18 protein-coding genes, 1 other RNA gene and 1 riboswitch are annotated in these 21,157 nt (G+C 63.2%); of the genes, 10 read left to right on the forward strand and 9 right to left on the reverse strand.

What is annotated here, in order from left to right; translation table 11 throughout:
• The 4 genes from rsmH to rsmI all read right to left on the reverse strand — a co-directional run.
• The coding region (gene rsmH, locus V7M64_RS19835) for a 16S rRNA (cytosine(1402)-N(4))-methyltransferase RsmH (RefSeq protein ID WP_333681595.1) at nt 1-703 on the reverse strand (703 nt) is incomplete at its 3' end.
• 48 nt (nt 704-751) lie between these two features.
• Nucleotides 752-1,198: a division/cell wall cluster transcriptional repressor MraZ gene (mraZ, locus tag V7M64_RS19840; protein ID WP_333681596.1), complete on the reverse strand. Its 447-nt coding sequence runs from the start codon at nt 1,196-1,198 to the stop codon at nt 752-754.
• A 272-nt stretch (nt 1,199-1,470) separates the two neighbouring features.
• An RNA gene (rnpB, locus tag V7M64_RS19845) (RNase P RNA component class A) lies at nt 1,471-1,834 on the reverse strand.
• Nucleotides 1,835-1,958: 124 nt separating this feature from the next.
• Nucleotides 1,959-2,786, reverse strand: a complete 828-nt coding sequence (rsmI, locus tag V7M64_RS19850) for a 16S rRNA (cytidine(1402)-2'-O)-methyltransferase (RefSeq protein ID WP_333681598.1) — start codon at nt 2,784-2,786, stop codon at nt 1,959-1,961.
• A 92-nt stretch (nt 2,787-2,878) separates the two neighbouring features.
• Here rsmI and V7M64_RS19855 point away from each other — a divergent pair, with 92 nt between their 5' ends.
• The 4 genes from V7M64_RS19855 to V7M64_RS19870 all read left to right on the forward strand — a co-directional run bounded on the left by V7M64_RS19855 (nt 2,879) and on the right by V7M64_RS19870 (nt 7,151).
• Nucleotides 2,879-4,726 carry a penicillin-binding protein activator gene (locus tag V7M64_RS19855; RefSeq protein ID WP_333681600.1) on the forward strand — a complete coding sequence of 616 codons (1,848 nt, stop codon included), beginning with the start codon at nt 2,879-2,881 and terminating at the stop codon, nt 4,724-4,726.
• Nucleotides 4,726-5,082, forward strand: a complete 357-nt coding sequence (locus V7M64_RS19860; RefSeq protein WP_333681602.1) for a YraN family protein — start codon at nt 4,726-4,728, stop codon at nt 5,080-5,082. Before V7M64_RS19855 ends, V7M64_RS19860 begins: the two co-directional genes overlap by 1 nt.
• Nucleotides 5,083-5,190: 108 nt before the next feature.
• Nucleotides 5,191-6,561: an FAD-linked oxidase C-terminal domain-containing protein gene (locus V7M64_RS19865; protein ID WP_333681604.1), complete on the forward strand. Its 1,371-nt coding sequence runs from the start codon at nt 5,191-5,193 to the stop codon at nt 6,559-6,561.
• Nucleotides 6,558-7,151 (forward strand): uracil-DNA glycosylase family protein, encoded by a 594-nt coding sequence (locus V7M64_RS19870; RefSeq protein WP_333681606.1) that lies wholly within the window; start codon nt 6,558-6,560, stop codon nt 7,149-7,151. Before V7M64_RS19865 ends, V7M64_RS19870 begins: the two co-directional genes overlap by 4 nt.
• A gap of 47 nt (nt 7,152-7,198) precedes the next feature.
• Here the strand turns inward: V7M64_RS19870 and rhtC are convergent, their stop codons facing one another.
• Nucleotides 7,199-7,825, reverse strand: coding sequence for a threonine export protein RhtC (gene rhtC, locus V7M64_RS19875; RefSeq protein ID WP_333681608.1), 627 nt, complete (start codon nt 7,823-7,825; stop codon nt 7,199-7,201).
• A gap of 323 nt (nt 7,826-8,148) precedes the next feature.
• On the opposite strand from rhtC, the gene V7M64_RS19880 reads away from it, so the two are divergent.
• Complete coding sequence (locus V7M64_RS19880) at nt 8,149-9,408, forward strand: nucleoside permease (protein WP_333681610.1); 1,260 nt, start codon at nt 8,149-8,151, stop codon at nt 9,406-9,408.
• A gap of 73 nt (nt 9,409-9,481) precedes the next feature.
• Nucleotides 9,482-10,468 carry a tRNA dihydrouridine synthase DusB gene (gene dusB / locus V7M64_RS19885; protein WP_333681612.1) on the forward strand — a complete coding sequence of 329 codons (987 nt, stop codon included), beginning with the start codon at nt 9,482-9,484 and terminating at the stop codon, nt 10,466-10,468.
• A gap of 98 nt (nt 10,469-10,566) precedes the next feature.
• On the opposite strand, the gene V7M64_RS19890 is transcribed toward dusB, so the two are convergent.
• Complete coding sequence (locus V7M64_RS19890) at nt 10,567-10,821, reverse strand: hypothetical protein (protein ID WP_333681614.1); 255 nt, start codon at nt 10,819-10,821, stop codon at nt 10,567-10,569.
• 31 nt (nt 10,822-10,852) lie between these two features.
• On the opposite strand from V7M64_RS19890, the gene V7M64_RS19895 reads away from it, so the two are divergent.
• Complete coding sequence (locus tag V7M64_RS19895; protein ID WP_333681615.1) at nt 10,853-11,662, forward strand: alpha/beta hydrolase; 810 nt, start codon at nt 10,853-10,855, stop codon at nt 11,660-11,662.
• Between the two features lie 158 nt (nt 11,663-11,820).
• Nucleotides 11,821-13,020, forward strand: coding sequence for a methionine adenosyltransferase (gene metK, locus V7M64_RS19900; RefSeq protein ID WP_333681616.1), 1,200 nt, complete (start codon nt 11,821-11,823; stop codon nt 13,018-13,020).
• Nucleotides 13,021-13,236: 216 nt separating this feature from the next.
• On the opposite strand, the gene V7M64_RS19905 is transcribed toward metK, so the two are convergent.
• Nucleotides 13,237-14,328, reverse strand: coding sequence for a D-alanyl-D-alanine carboxypeptidase family protein (locus tag V7M64_RS19905; RefSeq protein ID WP_333681618.1), 1,092 nt, complete (start codon nt 14,326-14,328; stop codon nt 13,237-13,239).
• A gap of 265 nt (nt 14,329-14,593) precedes the next feature.
• On the opposite strand from V7M64_RS19905, the gene V7M64_RS19910 reads away from it, so the two are divergent.
• Nucleotides 14,594-16,474: an ATP-binding cassette domain-containing protein gene (locus V7M64_RS19910; protein WP_333681619.1), complete on the forward strand. Its 1,881-nt coding sequence runs from the start codon at nt 14,594-14,596 to the stop codon at nt 16,472-16,474.
• Between the two features lie 115 nt (nt 16,475-16,589).
• Here the strand turns inward: V7M64_RS19910 and V7M64_RS19915 are convergent, their stop codons facing one another.
• On the reverse strand, nt 16,590-17,219 hold the full coding sequence (locus V7M64_RS19915; protein WP_333681620.1) for a TIGR00645 family protein: 630 nt from the start codon (nt 17,217-17,219) through the stop codon (nt 16,590-16,592).
• A gap of 60 nt (nt 17,220-17,279) precedes the next feature.
• Nucleotides 17,280-19,985, reverse strand: coding sequence for a phosphoenolpyruvate carboxylase (gene ppc, locus V7M64_RS19920; protein ID WP_333681622.1), 2,706 nt, complete (start codon nt 19,983-19,985; stop codon nt 17,280-17,282).
• 98 nt (nt 19,986-20,083) lie between these two features.
• Nucleotides 20,084-20,165, forward strand: a riboswitch (S-adenosyl-L-homocysteine riboswitch).
• Between the two features lie 64 nt (nt 20,166-20,229).
• On the opposite strand from ppc, the gene V7M64_RS19925 reads away from it, so the two are divergent.
• Nucleotides 20,230-21,157 (forward strand): adenosylhomocysteinase (locus tag V7M64_RS19925; protein ID WP_333681624.1); only part of this gene is annotated, 928 nt, incomplete at its 3' end.

The raw sequence follows: 21,157 nt of genomic DNA on the forward strand, positions 1-21,157 counted from the left end.
CAAGCCGACCGCCAGGTCTCAGGCGCGCCAGCGCGGCATCCAGCCCGCGCCGCACCGAATCCAGCTCGCCGTTCACGCGAATGCGCAGCGCCTGGAAGCTGCGCGTGGCCGGGTGCTTGCCCGGCTCGCGCCGGCCCACCACGCGCTCGATCAGCGCAGCCAGCTCGCCGGTGCGGGTGAACGGGCTTTCCGCGCGGCGCTCCACGACCGCGCGGGCGATCTTGCGGCTGAAACGCTCCTCGCCGTACTGCCACAGCACGTCGGCGATCTCGCGCTCGGAGGCATGGGCAAGGAAGTCCGCCGCGCTCTCGCCCTGGCTGGTGTCCATGCGCATGTCCAGCGGCGCGTCGGCCATGAAGCTGAAACCGCGTGCAGCCTCGTCGAGCTGCGGCGAGGACACGCCCAGATCCAGCAACACGCCGTCCAGGCCGGCGGCAGTCTCGTCCCATTCGGCGAGGCTGGCGAAGTTGGCGTGGCGGATCGACACGCGCGGCTCGGCGGCGAACGCGTCGCATGCCGCGGCGATGGCGACGGGATCACGGTCCAGCAGCAGCAGCCGGCCGCCGGGACCGAGGCGCGACAGCACGGCGCGCGCGTGACCGCCGCGTCCGAACGTGCCATCCAGGTAACGCCCACCTGCCTGCACGGCAAGGCCCTCCACCGCTTCGTCCAGCATCACCGGGATGTGCCGCAACTCGGCCATGCCGCACCTCCCGTCCCGTAAACCCGCCCGCAAATCCGCTCGCCGCACTCAGAGCTGCAGCGCGGCCATGTCGTTGGTGATTTCGTCTTCGCCGATGGTCTGGCGGATCTTGGCCAGGTGGGCCTGTTCGCTCCACAGCTCGAACTTGTTGCCCATGCCCAGCAGGACCGCCTTTTTCTCGATGCCCGCCGCCGCGCGCTGGCTGGCCGGCAGCAGGATGCGCATCGCGCCATCGGGCTCCACCATCGCGGCCGCGCCGACCAGCTTCATCTGCAGGGCGCGGTGCACGGCCTTCACGTTCGGCAGGGCATTCACCTGGTCGCGCACCTTCTCCCACTCGGCGTGCGGGAACAGCCATAGGCAGCCCGACTCGAACGGGTTGTAGGTGATCACCAGCCGATTGGCGCAGGCACCCGTGACCAGCTCCCGATACGCGGTCGGGATAGCCAGGCGGCCCTTGTCATCGACGGTAATGGCGGTTTCGCCCTGGAACACGACGCTCAGGAACTCCCACGAAATCCCACGATTTCACACAGGGTCCCACGATAGTCTCGCCCCTTGAGACTGTCAAGAAAATTTTGCTTGTGAATCAAGGAGAAAGGCGAAGTTCTAGCGAAATTTCCAGTGATTTCTAGGAAGGCTCGCAAGAGCCTTGATCGGTATGGTTTTTTTGGAAAACGAAAGTAAGTAAAGAGCGGCGCGAAGTGAGAGGAAAGCCGGCACGGGCCCTTCCCACTTCTCGCCACTCTTCACTTAAGTCCTGCATGAGGTGGAGTCGGCCTGTAAGCCGGGTTCTGTACGCCTTGCGGCGCGACAGTCATTCCTCTCGGCCAGGCGTCGCCACCTGGCTCCAGCAACCTACCCGGGAACAACGCGGGCCGCGTTATCGTTCCCCTATTTGGTCTTGCTCCGAGTGGGGTTTACCGTGCCACGCGGCGTTGGCCCCGCGCGCGGTGCGCTCTTACCGCACCCTTTCACCCTTACCTGTGCCCTTGCAGGCCATCGGCGGTTTGCTTTCTGTTGCACTGGCCGTCAGCTCGCGCCGCCCAGGAGTTACCTGGCACTCTGCCCTGTGGAGCCCGGACTTTCCTCGACGCGCACAAGGCGCGACGCGACTGTCCGGCCGACTCCGGCGTCCATTGTAGCTGGAGGAATCCACGAGTACGCAGGCTGGGATGACAAATCCCCGCATGAAGGGACTGAAAAGCCGCGATTCTCATCCCTGCTTACGCGGCGACGTGCATGGTGGCTTGCGCTATTCCTGATAGAGCTGTTTGCGCGGCGCGCCCGTTATGGCTGACGCAAGCTTCGCCGCTCGCGATGGCGGCAGTTCCTCGCGCAAGATCGCGAACACCCGCTGGCCTTCGGCTAGCCGCGCATCCGTCTCCTCGCCGCGGCCGGCGACGAGAATCACGCATTCGCCGCGCTGTTGATTGGGATCGCTCACTACACGGTCCGCCAGTGCGCTCAACGGTTCGCCGATCACGGTCTCGAACATCTTGGTGAGTTCACGCGCCAGCACCGCTTCGCGCTGCGCGCCGAACACGTCGCGCATATCGGCCACGCTCTCGGCAATGCGATGCGAGGATTCGTAAAAAATCAACGTGCGCGGATCACTCGCAAGTTCTTCCAGCCGGCTACGGCGCGCGGCCGACTTGGGCGGAAGAAAACCTTCGAACACGAAGCGGTCGCTCGGCAATCCCGCGACGGACAGCGCCGCGATCGCCGCGCACGCACCGGGCACCGGTATGCAGCGAATACCGGTCTCGCGCGCCGCACGCACCAGGCGAAAGCCCGGATCGCTGATCAGCGGCGTGCCGGCATCCGAAATCAATGCCACCGATTCACCCTGCTCCAGCCGCCGTACGATGGCGGCCACCGCTTCGCGCTCGTTATGTTCGTGCAGGGCCAGCAGCGGCGTGCCGATATTGTGTTGCAGCAGCATCGGGCGGCTATGCCGGGTGTCCTCCGCAGCAATCACGGCGACGCTGCGCAAGGTCTCGATGGCGCGCGCGGAGATGTCGTCACGATGGCCGATCGGCGTCGCCACTACCCACAGGCAGCCCTTCTGATTGCTAGACATTTTTCCGGAACCCTTCGCGGCGAGGCCATGATGCGATCGGCTATGATCGCGCAATTGCCAACGGCGATGCTCCCCAGGACAGAAGGAACCCCATGCGCCCGAGTCGTCTTGTCGCGTCAGGACTGCTGTTTTCGCTGCTGCTGAGCGCCTGCGTGCCGTCCGTGGTACCGCGCTCGCCAGCCGAGGTCGCCGCCGCGCAAAGCGCCGCCAATCTTGCCAACCAGGGGCAGTTCGAGCAGGCCGCACAAGCCTATTTGACGCTCGCCGCGCAGGCGCCCGATCGCGCAGACCATTACAAGCTGTTGGCGGCGGAGGCATACCGCGAAGAGAACGCGCTCGATCGCGCCACGCCGATCGTGGTCGGCATTCGCCGCGACAAACTCAGCAATGACGAGCCCGTGCGCCTGGACCTGCTGCGCGCGGAAATCGCGCTGCATCAGCACGATGCGGCAACGGCGCTGAACCTCACCACGCAACCGGATCTGAGCGTGCCGCCGAACCTGCGTCCGCGCCTGCTGATCCTGCGCGCGGATGCCCTGGCCGGCACCGGCGACCTGTGGGGTGCGGCGGTCAATCGCATTCAACTGGATAGCACGCTGCAGGGCGCCGATCGCGCGCAGAACCGCGATCAAGCACTGACGTTGCTGACCAAGCTTGGCGTGCAACCGCTCAAGCAACGCGCAGCAGCCATGCAGTCGGGTGACCGCATGCTGCCGTGGGTGAACGAAGCGCTTGGCCGTCTCGGCGTCACCGTGGCGCAGGCGCAACCGGATCTGCAGCAAGCCGTGGGCACGCTGGTGGCCGGCAATGGCGCGAGCGTGCGGGAGGGCTACAAGATGCCGGCGCACGTCGCGCTGCTACTCCCCGGCAACGATGGCCTGGCGCCGATCAGCGCGGCCATTCGCGAAGGCTTTTTCGCCGCGTATTTCCAGTCGTCGGACACGCACGCGCCCCGCGCCGCGGTGCGCGTGTACGACAGCGGCGGCAATGCCGCGTCTGCCATCAAGGCTTACAACCAAGCCGTGAGCGACGGTGCGCAAATGGTGGTCGGGCCGTTGTTGCGAACGGAAGTAACCGCCGTGCTCGGCCAGTCTTCGCTGCCCGTCCCGGTGCTCGCGCTCAATCATGTGGAAAACAGCAAGCTCTCCAGTACCGCGAGCGAATTTGCGTTGATGCCCGAAGACGAAGGTGCGCAGGCCGCCGATCGCATGATCGAGCGCGGATTGCATAACGCCTACGTGCTTATTTCCGGCGACGATTTTGCCAAGCGCGCCGCCGCGGCGTTCAAAGCGGAGCTGGAAGCCAAGGGCGGCCAGATCGCCGGCAATGCGCAACTGCCGGCGAGCGGCGTGAATTACGGCGATGCCATCAACGCCCTGAATGCCGGCAGCGCCGGCACCGATGCGGGCATCTTCATCAGCATGCGCACCGAGCAGGCACGCCTGCTGCTGCCGCAACTGCGTGTACAGCGCATCAGCCTGCCGGTGTTCGCCACCTCGCACATCTATGGCGGCAGCGACAATCCCACCGCCGATCGTGACCTGGAAGGCGTGGAATTTTGCGACGCACCGTGGCTGTTCGATGCGCAGACGGGCCTGCCCAACTATCAGGACGTCGCCGGCCAATTGCCCGCTGCGCGCAGCGGTACGGCCCAGCTGTTCGCCTTCGGCATGGATGCATGGAACCTGGTGCCCTATCTCGACTGGCTGCGCAGCCACCCGGGCAGTTATCTGCCGGGTGCCACGGGTCAGTTGGCGATCGACACATTCGGCAATGTGAAGCGCGTACTGACCTGGTTGAAGTTCCAGGACGGCGTGGCGCGCCCGAGCAATGGCAGCCTGCAGCTCGACAACACGCCTGGCGGGCCCGCCCCGGCCAGCAGCGCGCCTGCGCCTGCGGGCAGTGCGCCGATGCCGGCCACGCAACCGAACGGTGGCTGATGCGTGCAGCGGGAAGCGCGTTCGAACAACGCGCATGCAAGGAACTTGAGCGCGCAGGACTGATACTGCTCGCTCGCAACTACACCACGCGCTACGGTGAACTGGATCTGGTGATGCGCGATGGCGATGCCGTGGTATTCGTGGAAGTGCGCCATCGCATTCGCGCCGGCTTCGGCGACGCCGCCATGTCCGTCACCGCGGCCAAGCAGGCCAAGCTGGTGCAGACTGCACAGTTGTGGCTTGCCGCGAATCCAAAATATGCGCAGCGAGTTTGCCGGTTTGATGTAGTGGCGTACGACGGACCGGTTGATGGCGCAAAGATGCAATGGCTGCGCAGCGCGTTCGAAGCCGAATGATCAAGCGCGTCGACGTGCAGCATCCCCTCGTGCCGGCCCACGTCGGCATGAATACCGGGCAAGATGGTGCTTCGATGAAGAAAGTGCAGCACTGGAGGGAATAAGGCCATGACACTTCCCGCCCCTGTATTGGACGCCTTGCATGCCATCTTCGGCCCCGACGCCTGTTCCACACGCGAGGCCGAACGCATCGCGTACGCCTACGACAACTCCCGCCGCAACGCCTTGCCCGATGCCGTGGCGTTCGCGCAGGAACATGCGCAAATCGAAGCACTGGTCCGTGCCTGCCGCGAACATCATGTACCGGTGACTGCACGCGGCCGCGGCACCAACACCACCGGCGCCACCGTACCGGTGGACGGTGGCGTGGTGGTGAGCTTCGAGCGAATGAATCGCATCCTGCGCATCGATCCCGACAATCGCCTCGCCATCGTCGAACCCGGTGTATTGAACGGCGATCTGCAACGTGCACTCGCGCCGCATGGGTTCTTCTGGCCGCCCGATCCAACCTCCTCGCCGTGGTGCAGCATCGGCGGCAATCTCGCCTGCAATTCGGCGGGGCCGCGCACGGTGAAATACGGCAGCCCGCGCGAAAACACGCTTGGCCTGCACGCGGTCGCCGGCACCGGCGAAAGCTTCCGCTGCGGCACCTACACCAGCAAAGGTGCGACGGGTTATGACCTCACCCGCCTGCTGATCGGCTCGGAGGGCACGCTCGCACTGATCACCGAAGCGACGCTCAAGCTCACGCCAAAGCCCTCTGGCCTGCGCACGCTGCGTGCGACCTATCGCGACGTAAGCAGCGCCGCGCATGCGGTGGCACGCATCATGGCGCAACCGGTTACGCCGTGCGCGCTGGAATTCATCGATGACGTCGCGCTGAAACTCGCGCACGACCATGGTGGCAACGACGTGCCTCTCGCCGGCGCGATGTTGATGATCGAAGTGGATGGCGAACCCGACACGCTGCCTTCCGCCATCGACGCGGTATCGCGCGCAGCGCAAGGCGAAGGCCTGGAAACGCTCCACATCGCACAAACCACGGAAGAAACCCACGCACTATGGTCCGCACGCAAAGCCCTGTCGCCCGCGCAACGGACTATTTCACCCAACAAGATCAACGAAGACGTGGTCGTGCCGGTCAGCCGCCTGCCCGAATTGGTCAATGGTGTCCGCCAACTCTCGCTCAAGCACGAGGTGTTGATCGTTACCTTCGGCCACGCCGGCAATGGCAACCTGCATGTGAACCTGCTGCCGCGCGACGAGGCGGAACGCGAACGCGCACACGCCTGTTTGGCCGAGGTGTTTGCGCTGGTGATCTCGCTGCAGGGCACGCTATCCGGCGAACACGGCATTGGACTGGTGAAACGCCAATTCATGCCACTGGCGCTGGAACCCGCCACGCTCAATCTCATGCGCCATGTGAAAGCCGCCTTCGATCCGGATGGCATTTTGAATCCGGGCAAGCTGCTGCCATGACCAAGCGTGCAGAATCACTTACCGCGTTGCTCACCGAGATCAGCGCATGCCAGTTATGCGCTACATATCTGCAGGATGGCCCGCGGCCCGTCCTGCAAGCCAGCACGTCGTCACGCTTGTTGATCGTGAGCCAGGCGCCAGGTCGTAAAGTCCATGCGACCGGCATTCCGTTCAACGACGTCAGCGGCGATCGGCTGCGCAACTGGCTGGGGATCGATCGAGAAACGTTCTACGACGCACAACGTATCGCCATCGTGCCGATGGGTTTTTGTTTTCCCGGCAGCGGACGCAGCGGCGATTTGCCACCCCGGCCCGAATGCGCACCGACGTGGCATCCGCGCCTGCTGCCGTTGCTGAGGCACGTGCAACTGACACTGGCCATCGGTCAATACGCGCAAGCTGGCCTGCTCGGGGATCAGCGCGGTGCTTCACTCACCGCAACGATGCTCTCCTGGCGCGAGCATCTTGCGCATGGCGTGCTGCCACTGCCGCATCCAAGCCCTCGCAACCAGGCATGGCTGAAGCGCAATCCGTGGTTTGAGATGGAGCTGTTACCCGTGCTTCGCGAAAGGGTGCAGCAAGTGCTGTGATCCCATGACCGCCATGCCTGCGAAAACGTGAATGACGGCCGTGCAGGCTACGCCGCGCGGCGCGAGAAAATCAGGTGCAGCCCAAATAGCATGAACACCGCGCCGGCACAGCCATCAATCCAACGGCTGATGCGCAGATAGCCGCGGCGCATGACCGGCAACGCAAAGCAGCCGGCTACGAACGAAAACCACAGAAACGTTTCGGCCACCACCATCGCCCACAAGCCCCAGCGCGCCGTCGACGAAACGCCCTCGCCCACGAATGCCGAAAAAATGCTGCCGAAATAGATCACCACTTTCGGGTTGGCGAGATTGGTGAACAAACCATTGCGCAGCGAACGCCACGCGCCGGCAAACACCTGTACCGGCTCCCCCTGCGTTTGCGCTGGTTTGGCCAAAGCGCCACGCAGCATCCTCAGACCCATCCAGCACAGATACAGGCCGCCGCCGATGGTAATCAGGCGCTCCAGCCAGATCAGCTTGTGCAACAGCAATTGCAGACCCAGCAGCGCCAGCGCCGCCCACATCGCCACGCCAAGCGTGATACCCGCCACGCCAGCCATCGCCTCATGCCGCGAGCGGCTGACTGCCGTCTGCGAGACGAAGAAAAAATCCGGCCCCGGGCTCATCAGGGCAATGATCTGGACGATCGCGATGGTGATGAACAGGCTCATGGGACCGCTCCGGATAAGTCGGCGCAGTGTAGCGCTGTGGCGTGCGGCGGCGAACCTTGCTGGCCGGGTCTGGCTTCCCTTACGCTGCCGAAAATCCGGGCATAGCCCGAAAGCCAAACGCCTCACTCCGGCGAAGGTCGGAATCCAGTCAAGTACGTTGCGCGAAGCGCTCCGAACCTTATATCGAGTGCTGTGCATGATGTATTGGAACTGGATTCCGGCCTTCGCCGGAATGACGAGCAAGGGGCACAAGCGTCCTTGCATGCATGCACATAACGACACGTTACCCAGGGGAAAACCAACGCCATGCGGGAAACCAGCCCATGAGCCTGAAGCTGCGACTCATCGCGATGAATTTCCTGCAGTACTTCATCTGGGGCGCATGGCTGATCACCATCGGAGCCTATTGGTTTCAGAACAGGCATTGGTCCGGCACCCAATTCGGCGCGATTTTCTCAACCATGGGCCTGGCCTCACTGTTCATGCCGTCGATCCTGGGGGTGGTGGCGGATAAATGGATCCGTGCCGAGCGCCTGTATGGCTGCATGCATCTGGCGGGCGCGGCCGTGCTATGCATCGTGCCGCAGATCAACGACCCCGGCACGCTGTTCTGGGTGATGCTGCTGAACATGATGTGCTACATGCCCACCATCTCGCTGGCCATCACGGTGGCGTACAACGCGCTGAAACGCGACGGCACGGACGTAGTGCGCGTGTATCCGCCGATCCGCGTGTGGGGTACGGTGGGGTTCATCGCCGCCATGTGGATGGTGAGCCTGCTGCATCTGGAAACCACCACGGGACAGTTCTACGTGGCCGCCGGCGCATCGCTGCTGCTTGGCATCTATGCGTTCACCCTTCCGCCTTGCCCGCCGCGCCTGCGCGGCCAAGATCATCGCTCGTGGCTGGATGCGCTGGGCCTGACGTCGTTCACCCTGTTCAAGCAGGCGAAGATGGCGATCTTCTTCATCTTCGCCATGCTGCTTGGCGCCGCGTTGCAATTGACCAATGCCTACGGCGACACCTTCCTGCACGACTTCGCCCATGTCGATGCTTACAAGGACCTGATCGCGGTGCGCTATCCGGCCATCATCATGTCGATTTCGCAGGTGTCCGAAACGCTGTTCATCCTCGCCATTCCGTTCTTTCTGAAACGCTTCGGCATCAAAACAGTGATGCTGACCAGCATGCTGGCGTGGACGCTGCGCTTCGGCCTGTTCGCGTTCGGCAATCCAGGCGACGGGCTATGGATGATCGTGCTGTCGTGCATCGTCTATGGCATGGCGTTCGACTTCTTCAACATCTCCGGCTCCTTGTTCGTGGAAGGCCAGAGCGATCCGGCCATCCGCGCCAGCGCGCAGGGCCTGTTCATGCTGATGACCAACGGCATCGGCGCCGTGCTGGGCAGTTCGATCAGTGGGTGGGTGATCGATGCGTATTTCACCCGCCCCGATCATTCGCTGGAATGGCACGGCATCTGGCTCACCTTCGCCGCATATTCGCTGGCGGTGGCGGTGCTCTTCGTGTTCCTGTTCAGACACAAGCATGCGCCGGAAGCGCTGCGGAGCATCCCGGCGCACTAAGTAAGCGGGATGAAATCCCCACAGGGAGACTCAATGCCCCGGCATTTTGGCGGTTCAACGCTACAATAGCCGGATGCAAATCGGCCCCTACCACATCGACCCGCCCGTGGTGCTTGCCCCTATGGCCGGCGTCACCGACAAACCTTTCCGCTTGCTATGCAAACGGCTGGGCGCCGGATTGGCCGTATCGGAAATGACCACCGCCGATCCACGCCTGTGGCAGACGCGCAAATCGCTCAAGCGCATGGACCACGATGGCGAGCCCGAACCCGTGAGCGTGCAGATTGCCGGCTACGACCCGGGCATGCTGGCCGAAGCGGCGCGCTTCAACGTCGCCAACGGTGCGCAGATCATCGATATCAACATGGGCTGCCCGGCGAAGAAGGTGTGCAACGTGTGGTCCGGTTCGGCACTGCTGCAGGACGAGCCACTGGTTGCGCGCATCGTGAAAGCGGTGGTGGACGCAGTGAACGTGCCGGTCACTTTGAAAATCCGCACCGGCTGGGATCGCCAGCACAAGAACGCACTCAGCATTGCCCGCATTGCCCAGGACAACGGCATCGCGGCGCTGGCGGTGCACGGCCGCACGCGTGCCGATAGATACGAAGGCGAAGCCGAATACGACACCATCGCTGCGGTGAAAGCCACGGTGCATATTCCCGTGCTCGCCAATGGGGACATCACCACGCCGCAGCAAGCCAAGCACGTACTCGATGCAACGCACGCCGATGCGGTGATGGTTGGCCGTGGCGCGCAAGGCCGTCCGTGGATTTTCCGCGAGATCGCGCACTACCTGGCTACCGGCGAGCTGCTCGCCGAACCCTCGCCACTGGACGTCGCAAGCATCCTGCTCGGCCACCTCGACCATCTGCATGCGTTCTATGGCGAGCAAGCCGGCGTGCGCATCGCGCGCAAGCATCTGGGCTGGTATGCGAAGGATCGGCCGCAAAATGCAGCGTTCCGCGACGTGGTTAACCGCGCCGAGACGATGCATGAACAACTACGGCTGACGCGCTCGTACTTCGAGAGCTTGCAGGACAGCTGGCGCGCAGCCGCCTGAATAAACGCTTCGCATCGAAGGCACGTCGGTGGGAGGCAATTGGACATGCCCAGAGGATGCTCGTCACCCCACCGTCTCGACGTGCCAACCGCATGCCTTCATCGTCGATGCAAACCGAGGCGCGCATACAAGGTGACGACGGCGATAGTTGATCGGTGCTGCCCTAAGTTGGCCCCGCTCTTTGTCGCGTGCGCATGGACCAGAAAGGTGACAATCCCCTTCGCCTCGCAAACCTTTGCGGCATTGAAACGGGCATTATCGGCAAATGACTTCCATAGCAATGCCATGATGCCTTCACCCTCCGCGCATTCTTCTCCGGGCATGTTGTGCCGAACATGGTTGTTACTGTGCACGGCATGGCTGCTGAGCGGCTGCGAAGGCACTTTGTTTGCAGGTTTGAATGCGACCGACCGGCGCGCGGGCATCGAAACACAGCGCAGCGTCGTCTTCGATGCGATGCATGGCCTGAAGCTGGATGTCTATCGCCCTGCCGACGCCACACGGGCGCCGCTCGTGGTGTTCTTCTATGGCGGCAGCTGGGTACGCGGGGTGCGTGCATGGTACCGCTTCGCGGGTACCGCACTGGCTGCGCACGGCGTGGTGACGGTGATTCCGGATTACCGCAAATATCCGCAAGTGAAGATGGATGGTTTCATGCAAGACGCCGCACGCGCGGTGGCATGGGCGCACCAGCACGCGCAAGAATTGGGCGCTGCGCCAAACGACATCTTCGTCATGGGCCATTCCGCCGGCGGGCAGATCGGCGCCCTGCTGGCTACCGATCCGTCATGGCTGATGCCTTACGGATTGCGACCGGACGCATTGGCCGGCTTTATCGGCTTGGCCGGCTGCTACGACTTCATGCCGATTCCCGCCAACGAGCAGGACATGCTTGGCATGTTCGGCCGTGACGCGGCATCGCAAGCGCGCGCACAGCCGGTGCGCTTCGTGCACGGCGCCGAACCGCCGATGCTGCTGTTGCAAGGCTTGGCCGACCACGAGGTGCAGCCCTCGAATGCCGAATCGCTGGCGCACGCGCTGCAGGCCCAGCATGAGGACGTGACCTTGCACTTGTATCCAGGGGTCAGCCACAACGCGCTGGTCTTTGCCCTGTCGCGGCCATTCCGGACGGAAGCGCCCACGCTGGATGACGTATTGCGCTTCATCCATGACCATCCGCTGGCCGCCCGCTGATGGCCGGTCCCGCCTCGTTTGGACGTCCATTTGTCGCACCCCGCCTGAACCCGTCACGTGGGCATGCCAGACTGGGCAGTGAAACCCCGGGCTAGTGCGTGTATGATGCGCAATTCCCCTTTCCATCTCTTTATCCGTAAAGAAGGATATAAGCCGCGATGAGCAACTACCTCTTCACCTCCGAATCGGTCTCCGAAGGCCATCCGGACAAGGTCGCCGACCAGATCTCCGACGCCGTGCTGGACGCGATCCTGACCCAGGACAAGCGCGCCCGCGTGGCCTGCGAAACCCTGGTGAAGACTGGCGTAGCCATCGTCGCGGGCGAAGTCACCACCAGCGCCTGGATCGACCTGGAGGCGCTGACCCGCAAGGTCATCCTGGACATCGGCTACGACTCCAGCAACGTCGGTTTCGACGGCGAGACCTGCGGCGTGCTGAACCTGATCGGCAAGCAGTCGCCCGATATCAACCAGGGCGTGGATCGCAAGAAGCCCGAGGAACAGGGCGCCGGCGACCAGGGCCTGATGTTCGGCTACGCCACCAACGAGACCAAGGATTTCATGCCGGCGGCGATCTACTACTCGCACCGCCTGGTGGAGCAGCAGGCCAAGGTTCGCAAGAAGAAGAACTCGCCGCTGCCGTGGCTGCGCCCGGACGCGAAGAGCCAGGTCACCCTGCGCTATGAAGACGGCGTGGCCACCGCCATCGACGCCGTGGTGCTGTCCACCCAGCACGATCCGAGCGTGAAGCAGAAAGACCTGGTTGAAGCCGTGCGCGAACACATCTTGAAGCCCGTGCTGCCGGCCAAGCTGCTGCACAAGAACACCAAGTTCCACATCAACCCGACCGGCAAGTTCGTGATCGGCGGTCCAGTGGGCGACTGCGGCCTGACCGGCCGCAAGATCATCGTCGATACCTACGGCGGCTGGGCTCGTCACGGTGGCGGCGCGTTCTCCGGCAAGGATCCGTCCAAGGTCGACCGTTCGGCCGCCTACGCCGCCCGCTACGTGGCCAAGAACATCGTGGCCGCCGGCATCGCCGATCGCTGCGAAGTGCAGGTGAGCTATGCCATCGGCGTGGCCGAGCCCACCTCCATCTCGGTCACCACCTTCGGCACCGGCAAGCTATCCGATGACAAGATCGAAAAGCTGATCCGCAAGCACTTCGACCTGCGCCCGTACGGCATCATCAAGATGCTGGACCTGATCCATCCGATGTACCAGGCCACCGCCAGCTATGGCCACTTCGGCCGCACGCCGTACGACGTGAAGGATGCCGATGGCAACACCTTCACCGCGTTCTCGTGGGAGAAGACGGACAAGGCCGACGAGCTGCGTGCGGATGCGAAGCTGAAGTAAGCCCACGCTTCGCTGTGCAACGAAAAACGGGCCGCGCCGCGGCCCGTTTTCTTTTATGTTCTACGCCACCTCGACGGCAGCCGAACAGCTCACGCAGACGATCTGCTGGAGATCCGATGTGCGCCGGTTGCAGCACCACCGTTTCACTCAGGCGTTGCGTGAGTTGTGGAGCCGAGGTGGCCGAGCCATGACGAACAGCTGATTCGTCCCCGGGCTCTATTGACCGTCGTCCTTGCTGGTCGACGCCAGCACCACTTTCTTGCTCTTGTGCCGATGGGCGAGCCGGGTGGTGGACTTGGGATGATGATGCGTCTTGGCCATCCGCGGGCAGCTTCTGCCCCGGTGCGGCGTGCAGCCGCGCGAGGCGCGACGATGGGCCGGGGCGGTTTCATCCGCTTCCGCCGTCTCGATCGGCGACAGCGCCGACAGCACGCGATGAGTGGTGCTGGGCATGCTCGCCCGGGCGACCAGTTCTTCCGGTGTCGGCTGGTTGTCGAAGCCATCATCCAGCAGGCGGGCCATCAGATTGTCGCGGGCGGATGCACTGCGGCCACCGAGCACCACGGCAAACAGGCGACGGCCGTCATGCACGGCGGTGGACGCCAGGTTGAAGCCGGAAGCATCGGTGAAACCGGTCTTGAGGCCGTCCATGCCGGGATAGCGATCCATCAAGTTGTTATGCCCACGGATCAGCTGGCCGCGGAACACGAATTCCTTGGTCGCGAAATAATGCGTGTACTGCGGGAAGTCGCGATACAGCGCCATGGCGAGCTTGACCATGTCACGCGCAGTAGAGACATTGTTCGGGTCCGGCAGGCCATTGGCGTTGGCAAAATGCGTGGACGTCATGCCGAGCAGCGCGGCCTGCGCCGTCATCATCTCGGCGAAATGGCCCTCGTTGCCGCCCAGGCTCTCGGCCACCACGCTCGCCGCGTCGTTGGCGGACTTGGTCACCATACCGAGGATGCAGTCGTTGACGGAGATGGTCTGGCCGGCACGCAGGCCGAGCTTGGTCGGTTCGCGCGAAGCGGCCCAGCTGGAAACCGGCAGATCCTGGTCCACTTTCAGCTTGCCGCTCTGCAACGCCTGGAAGGTCAGGTACAGGGTCATCATCTTGGTCAGCGAGGCCGGGTAGTTCTGCTCATCGGCATTGACGGCGCTGAGCACCTCGCCCGTGGCCGGGTCGATCACGATGGCGGCATAGCCCGCGTGCGCCACACCGGCCACGCCCAGCAAAAGCACTACCGCGAACAGGCCCCACAGCCGGTTCAACCACTGCATTGGCTGGATGGATTGGATGTTCGCCACGGCCTTTCACTCCCGAACCGCGGTACTGCCCCCGCGTCGCGCAACCTTAATGCATGACAATCGCAAATTCCAGAGGAAACGCTTTAATCTGCCATGCTAAGTGCATGTTTTACTGAATTTTACCGACTCCGAAAGCGTAAATTTTCGTTATGCCTCGATGACGGCGATTTTGAAATCTGGATCGGCGAAGGGCTCGATTTCTTAAATGTGGCTTTCACCGAATGCCGGAGGGGGAATGCAAAGAGCGAGCCAGTAGAATGGCGGCATGTCCCTTATCCAGCTTCAGCGCCTCGACTTCAGCGTCGGCGGCCCTCTTCTGCTCGAACACGTCGATCTTTCGATCGATGCCAACGAGCGCGTGTGCATCGTCGGTCGTAACGGCGAAGGCAAATCCACCCTCATGAAACTGATCTCCGGCGAATTGCAGCCCGATGACGGTGAAGTGCGCGTGCAAAGCGGCGTGATCGTCGCCCGCATGGCGCAAGAGGTACCGCAAGCCACGTCCGGCAGCGTCTTCGATGTGGTGGCCGAAGGCCTTGGCGATCTCGGCCGATTGCTTGCGCGCTACCACCACCTGCTCGCCGAAGGCGATCTCGACGCGTTAGGCGAAGTGCAAAACCGGATCGAAGCGCAACACGGCTGGGATCTGGATCGACGCGTCAGCGACGTACTGGCGAAACTCGAGCTTCCTGCCGATACGGATTTTGCCGCGCTTTCCGGCGGCATGAAGCGCCGCGTATTGCTGGCGCAGGCGTTGGTGCGCAAACCGAATGTGCTGTTGCTGGATGAGCCGACCAACCATCTGGACATCGAAGCGATCGGCTGGCTGGAAGGCTTTCTCAAGCAGTTCGAAGGCAGCATCATTTTCATCACGCACGATCGCAGTTTCCTGCGCGCGCTCGCCACCCGCATCGTCGAAATCGATCGCGGCCAGCTCACCAGTTGGCCGGGCGACTACGACAACTATCTGCGTCGCCGCGAAGAACGCCTGCATGCCCAAGCACAGGCCAACGCACTGTTCGACAAAAAACTGGCGCAAGAAGAAGTGTGGATTCGCCAGGGCATCAAGGCACGCCGCACGCGCAACGAAGGCCGCGTACGCGCGTTGAAAGCGTTGCGTCGCGAACGCGCCGAACGGCGCGAGCTCAGCGGCAACGCCAAGATGGCGCTGGCCAATGCACAGGCATCCGGCAAAAAAGTCATCGAGCTGGACCACGTGCATCAGGCCTATGGCGGACGCGTGCTGATCGATGACCTCAGCACCACGATCATGCGCGGCGACCGCGTCGGCATCATCGGCCCCAATGGCGCAGGCAAGAGTACCTTGCTGAAAATCATGCTTGGCGAACTGATACCGCAACGCGGCGATGTCAGCCTCGGCACCGGGCTGCAGATCGCCTATTTCGACCAGCATCGCTCGCAACTCAACGACAGCTTGAATGCGCTGGACAACGTGGCCGAAGGCCGCGAATACATCGAGCTCAACGGACAGCGCAAGCACATCATCGGCTACCTGCAGGACTTCCTGTTTTCGCCCGAACGCGCCCGTGCGCCGATCACGCGCCTATCCGGCGGCGAACGCAATCGCCTGCTGCTGGCCAAGCTGTTTGCACAGCCATCCAATCTGCTGGTGATGGACGAACCCACCAACGATCTGGACGTCGAAACGCTGGAACTGCTCGAAGAACTCCTCACCGAATACAAAGGTACGCTGTTGCTGGTATCGCACGACCGCGAATTCCTCGACAACGTGGTGTCGAGCACGCTGGTGCTGGAAGGCGGCGGCAAAGTAGGTGACTACGTCGGCGGCTATAGTGACTGGTTGCGGCAGAAACCGGCGGAGCGCATCTTTGCCGCATCGCCATCACCGACCACGAAACCCATCCAGACCCATGCGCCCGCTGCGGCCAGCGACAGCGAAAAGCCAAAACGCAAGCTCAGCTACAAGGATGCACGCGAGCTTGAACAATTGCCGGCCCGCATCGAGCAGCTGGAAGAGGAGATCGCCAAACATGCCGCAGCGATGAACGATCCTTCGTTTTATCAGCAGGACAACGCGGCGATTCAGAAGGCGAACGAAGCCCTGGCGAAAGCGCAGGAAGCATTGGATTGCGCTTATGCGCGATGGACGGAGCTGGATGGCTGATTGATTTGTCGGCCTGACGCGCTCCGGCGCGGCTGGAGCGCGCGGAACACAAACCCCAAACCTGGCGTTTCGAGAAAATGCAACGCCGGGGCGCGTTCCGTTCACCCGACCGCGATCAATGCTCTTCGCCCACCTTCGCAACATGCGCATGCATGATGCGGTCCGTCCACGCAATGCCGATCGCGGAAAGGATAAAGACCACGTGGATGATGGTCTGCCACATCACCCCGACCGGCGTCAGCGTGGCGCACTTGAGCATGCTGCCGCCTTCATTCGCCTGCGCAATCGTGGCCAGCACTTCCGGCGAACAAAATGGCAGGCCGTTCAACGTGCCCGCGGCAATGAAGGTCTTGAGCAGATGAATGGATGAAATGCCGATGATCGCCATGGCCAGCTTCACCTTCAGCACCGAGGCGTTCACGTGCGACAGCCATTCGGGCTGATCCGGATGGCCGTCCAGGCCAAGCCGCGAGACGAAGGTTTCGTAGCCGCCGACGATCACCATGATCAGGAGATTGGAGATCATCACCACGTCGATCAGGCCGAGCACGATCAACATGATTTCCTGCTCGCCCAAGCCCGAGGCTTGATGGACCAAGTGCCACAGCTCTTTGCCGAACAAATATACGTAGACACACTGTGCCGCGATCAGCCCGACGTAAAGCGGCAGTTGCAGCCAGCGTGAGCTGAAGATCAGCAACGGCAACAGGCCGAGGCGACGCTGGGGGTAGGCAGGCTGGTCCATAAGCGCTTTCCTGATTGAAGAGAGAATCCATGCTTTTCGCGGGAACGACGGCGTTCGACGTCAGCCCGTATTTTGCAGGCCCTGTGCCACGCCATTCACACAGGTCACCAGCGCGCGCAGCAAATTATCATCGCTGCGGTCGCTCGCACGCCAGCGTTGCAGCAGGTCCACCTGCATCAGGCTCATCGGATCCACGTAGGGATTGCGCAGGCGAATCGACAGCGCCAAACGCGGATCGTCACGCAGCAGTTCATGGCTGTTCTTGAGCTTAAGCAGCCAATGGCGCGTGCGTTCGAATTCCTCGCCAATCACGCCGAAGAACGTGTCGTGCAAGGGACCTGCAAGCTTGGAGAATGCCTCGGCGATATCCAGGTCGCACTTGGCCAGCACCATTTCCACGTCGTCCAGCGCGTTGGCAAAGAACGGCCAGTCGCGCGCCATTTCCACCAGGGTGGCTTCGCCATGGCGGGCAACCGCGGCTTCCAGGGCGGTACCCAAGCCATACCAGCCGGTAATGATGGAGCGGCATTGCGTCCAGGCGAAAACCCATGGAATGGCGCGCAGGTCCTCCACGCCGCGCATGCTGCGCCGACGCGAGGGACGCGAGCCGAGCGCCATCTGTTCGATCACGTCGATCGGCGTGGCGGCACGGAAATAGTCGACGAAGCCTTCGCGGTCGACGAAGGCGCGATAGGCGCGGCGGCTTTCCGCAGCCATGGCGGTCATGACGTCGCGCCACTGCGCTTCGCGCGGGTCTTCCTCGCGTGGGCGCACGCTGGCACGTAGTACAGCGCCAACGGTTTGCTCCAGATTCCGCAGGGCCAGTGCGCGGATACCGTACTTGCGATGGATCACTTCGCCTTGCTCGGTCACACGCAGGATGCCGTTGATCGAACCGCGCGGCGAGGACATCAATGCCGGCGCAATGCGCGCGCCGCCACGGCTGGCCGAACCGCCGCGACCATGGAAGAACGCCAGGCGAATGCCGGCCTGTTCCGCGAGCGCCATCAATTCCACTTGCGCGCGCTGCAAGCCCCAACGTGAAGCCAGTGTGCCGCCATCCTTGCCGCTGTCGGAGTAGCCCAGCATCACCCATTGGCAATCGTCGCGGGCGCGCAGGTGATCGCGGTAGACCGGATCATTCAGCAAGGCGCGCAGTGTCCCGGGCGCGTTGTTCAAATCATCGACGGTTTCAAACAGCGGAGCGATATCGAGCGGAACGTGAGTGTCGTTGACAAGCCCGCCGTATCTCGCCAAGGCCAGCACCGCGAGCACGTCAGCGGCCGAGCGCGCCATGCTGATGATGTACAGGCCTGTCGCGTCCGTACCATAGCGCTGGCGGGATTCGTGCAAGGTGGCAAATACAGCACGCAAGGATTCCGCCTGTGCGTCGTCGTTTCTTTCAAGCGCACGTTCGCCACCTGCGTAGGGTCGCAACACGCTGACGCGTTCTGCGGGCGCACGCTGCGTCCAGGTTTCGTCGTGCAGCAAGGCCGCCAGCGCGTCGTCATGCACGCGCGAATCCTGCCGCACGTCCAGGCGGGCCATGTGGAAACCAAAGGTGCGCACGCGCCAGATCAAGCGGCGCACGGCGTAGGCGCCCGCGTTGAGGCCACGATGATCGATCAGGCCGTGCACGATCAACAGCAAATCGTCGATCAATTCATTGGCGGACTGATAACCCTCCGCATGTCCGTCTTCGAGCGTGGCTTCGAGCCGTGCGCGGATCAGGGTGAGCAGGCAGCGATATGGCATGTCCGCATGGCGCGGGCGAATGGTGGCGGCAGCACGCGGAAACTGTTCGCGATAATCGGCCAGCCGCTTCAGCAGCGCGGCGTCGAACGCCACGCGGTCATCGGTCTGGCTGAGCTGACGCGCCAACGCCTCGACGTCCTCAATGTAATGCTCCAGTACGTGCGCACGCTGTGTCGCCAGGCTGTTGGCGATGGTATCGGCACCCACGTTCGGATTGCCGTCCATGTCGCCGCCGACCCAGGTGGCGAAGCTCAGCAGGCGCGGCAGCGGCACGGCGACACCGTAGACCTCCTGCAAGGCATCAGCGAGCAGTTCGTAGAATGCAGGCACGATGCGGTAGATCGGGTTGGCGAGATAAAAGCCGACGTGATGATGCTCGTCCTGCACGCTGGGGCGGATCGGCGAGGCCTCGGCCGTCTGCCAACCGGCAGAGAGCGCCATGAAGATGCGGTCGTCGTCTTCCTTGCGTTCTTGCGGCGTGCGGGTGGGATCGAAATTGTCGACCAGCGCGCGCACGATCGCCTGTTCCTTTTCGAGCAGGGAACGGCGGATCGCCTCGGTGGGATGCGCGGTGAACACCGGTTCCACCTTCAGCTTGTATAGCCATTGCAGCAGCTCGTCGGCGCCGGCGCCCTGCTCCTTCAAACGCTGCAATACGTCGAGCAGCGATTCGGGCTGCGCGGTGCCGCTTTCGCGTTGGTAATCGCGGCGGCGGCGGATGCGGTGCACGCGCTCGGCCGTGTTGACGGCCTGGAAGTAGGTGGCGAATCCGCGGGCCAGCGCTTCGGCGGCTTCGGCGTCCAAGCCGGCCAGCGACTCGGCCAGGTCGTCCACCGCGCGGGCTTCGCGACGGCGGCGGATGGAGGCGGTGCGCACCTGCTCCACGCGCTGGAAGAAGCCTTCGCCACCCTGCTCGGCCAACATGCGCCCCACCATCGCGCCGAGCCGGTGCACGTCTTCGCGCAGCGGGCCGTCATGGGGCAGGAATTCGGGGTCGCGAGTGGCTTCCATCAGGGCCTCCGGTGGTCAGTCCCCTAGCCTAACCAATTTATGCGGCAGTGCGGCAATCGATTCGTCATAAGCCAGGTTCTATGGCTAGAATGACGGCCTTCGCCGAGGGGCGCTGCGACCGTAGGTAACTGCTACGGCCAGGCTCGGTGGATGCCTCGAATGCAACGGCGCTCATGACGCGATGTTCGCGTCGGCCTGGCCTCCCGGGCCGGGTTTTCCCCATGAGACTCGGAGACATCCCTGCATGAATGCTGTCACCAACGAATCGACCCAAGACTACAAGGTCCGCGATATCTCGCTGGCCGATCTCGGCCGCCGCCGCATCCGCATGGCCGAGGAAGAAATGCCCGGCCTGATGGCCATCCGCGCCCGCTATGCCACCGCCAAGCCGCTGAAGGGCGTGCGCCTGTCCGGCTCGCTGCACATGACCAAGGAAACCGCGGTGCTGATCGAGACGCTCAGCACGCTGGGCGCCTCGGTGCGCTGGGCCTCCTGCAACATCTTCTCCACCCAGGACGACTGCGCCGCGGCCGTAGCCGCCGCCGGCATCCCGGTGTTCGCCTGGAAGGGCGAGACGCTGGAGGAATACTGGGACTGCACGCTCGACATGCTCACCCACCCGGGCATGAAAGGTCCGGAGCTGATCGTCGACGACGGCGGCGATGCCACGCTGCTGATCCACAAGGGCGTGGACATGGAAAACGGCGACAACTGGGTCAACACGCCCAGCGGCAACCACGAAGAACAGGTCATCAAGGACCTGCTCAAGCGCACCGCCAAGGAGCGCCCCGGCTTCTGGAAGAAAGTCGCCGCCGATTGGAAGGGCGTTTCCGAAGAAACCACCACCGGCGTGCATCGCCTGTACCAGATGATGGAAGCCGGCAAGCTGCTGGTGCCTGCCATCAACGTCAACGACTCGGTCACCAAGAGCAAGTTCGACAACCTCTACGGATGCCGCGAATCGCTGGCCGACGGCATCAAGCGCGCCACCGACTTGATGGTGGCCGGCAAGGTGGCGGTGGTGTGCGGCTACGGTGACGTGGGCAAGGGTTGCGCGCATTCGCTCAAGGGCTTCGGCGCACGCGTGATCGTGACCGAGATCGACCCGATCAACGCGCTGCAGGCGGCGATGGAAGGCTTCCAGGTCACCACCGTGGAAGACACGCTCGGCA

This window comes from Dyella sp., assembly GCF_036746095.1.
Classification (GTDB): Bacteria; Pseudomonadota; Gammaproteobacteria; order Xanthomonadales; family Rhodanobacteraceae; genus Dyella_B.

Excerpts from the sequence above, each read along its gene's own strand:
- V7M64_RS19880 (WP_333681610.1), top strand. The coding sequence starts at position 8,149 with ATGAGCCTGAAGCTGCGACTCATCGCGATGAATTTCCTGCAGTACTTC.
- V7M64_RS19870 (WP_333681606.1), top strand. The coding sequence starts at position 6,558 with ATGACCAAGCGTGCAGAATCACTTACCGCGTTGCTCACCGAGATCAGC.
- rsmI (WP_333681598.1), bottom strand. The coding sequence starts at position 2,786 with ATGTCTAGCAATCAGAAGGGCTGCCTGTGGGTAGTGGCGACGCCGATC.
- V7M64_RS19865 (WP_333681604.1), top strand. The coding sequence starts at position 5,191 with ATGACACTTCCCGCCCCTGTATTGGACGCCTTGCATGCCATCTTCGGC.
- V7M64_RS19915 (WP_333681620.1), bottom strand. The coding sequence starts at position 17,219 with ATGGACCAGCCTGCCTACCCCCAGCGTCGCCTCGGCCTGTTGCCGTTG.
- V7M64_RS19855 (WP_333681600.1), top strand. The coding sequence starts at position 2,879 with ATGCGCCCGAGTCGTCTTGTCGCGTCAGGACTGCTGTTTTCGCTGCTG.
- V7M64_RS19910 (WP_333681619.1), top strand. The coding sequence starts at position 14,594 with ATGTCCCTTATCCAGCTTCAGCGCCTCGACTTCAGCGTCGGCGGCCCT.
- metK (WP_333681616.1), top strand. The coding sequence starts at position 11,821 with ATGAGCAACTACCTCTTCACCTCCGAATCGGTCTCCGAAGGCCATCCG.
- ppc (WP_333681622.1), bottom strand. The coding sequence starts at position 19,985 with ATGGAAGCCACTCGCGACCCCGAATTCCTGCCCCATGACGGCCCGCTG.
- dusB (WP_333681612.1), top strand. The coding sequence starts at position 9,482 with ATGCAAATCGGCCCCTACCACATCGACCCGCCCGTGGTGCTTGCCCCT.
- V7M64_RS19860 (WP_333681602.1), top strand. The coding sequence starts at position 4,726 with ATGCGTGCAGCGGGAAGCGCGTTCGAACAACGCGCATGCAAGGAACTT.
- rhtC (WP_333681608.1), bottom strand. The coding sequence starts at position 7,825 with ATGAGCCTGTTCATCACCATCGCGATCGTCCAGATCATTGCCCTGATG.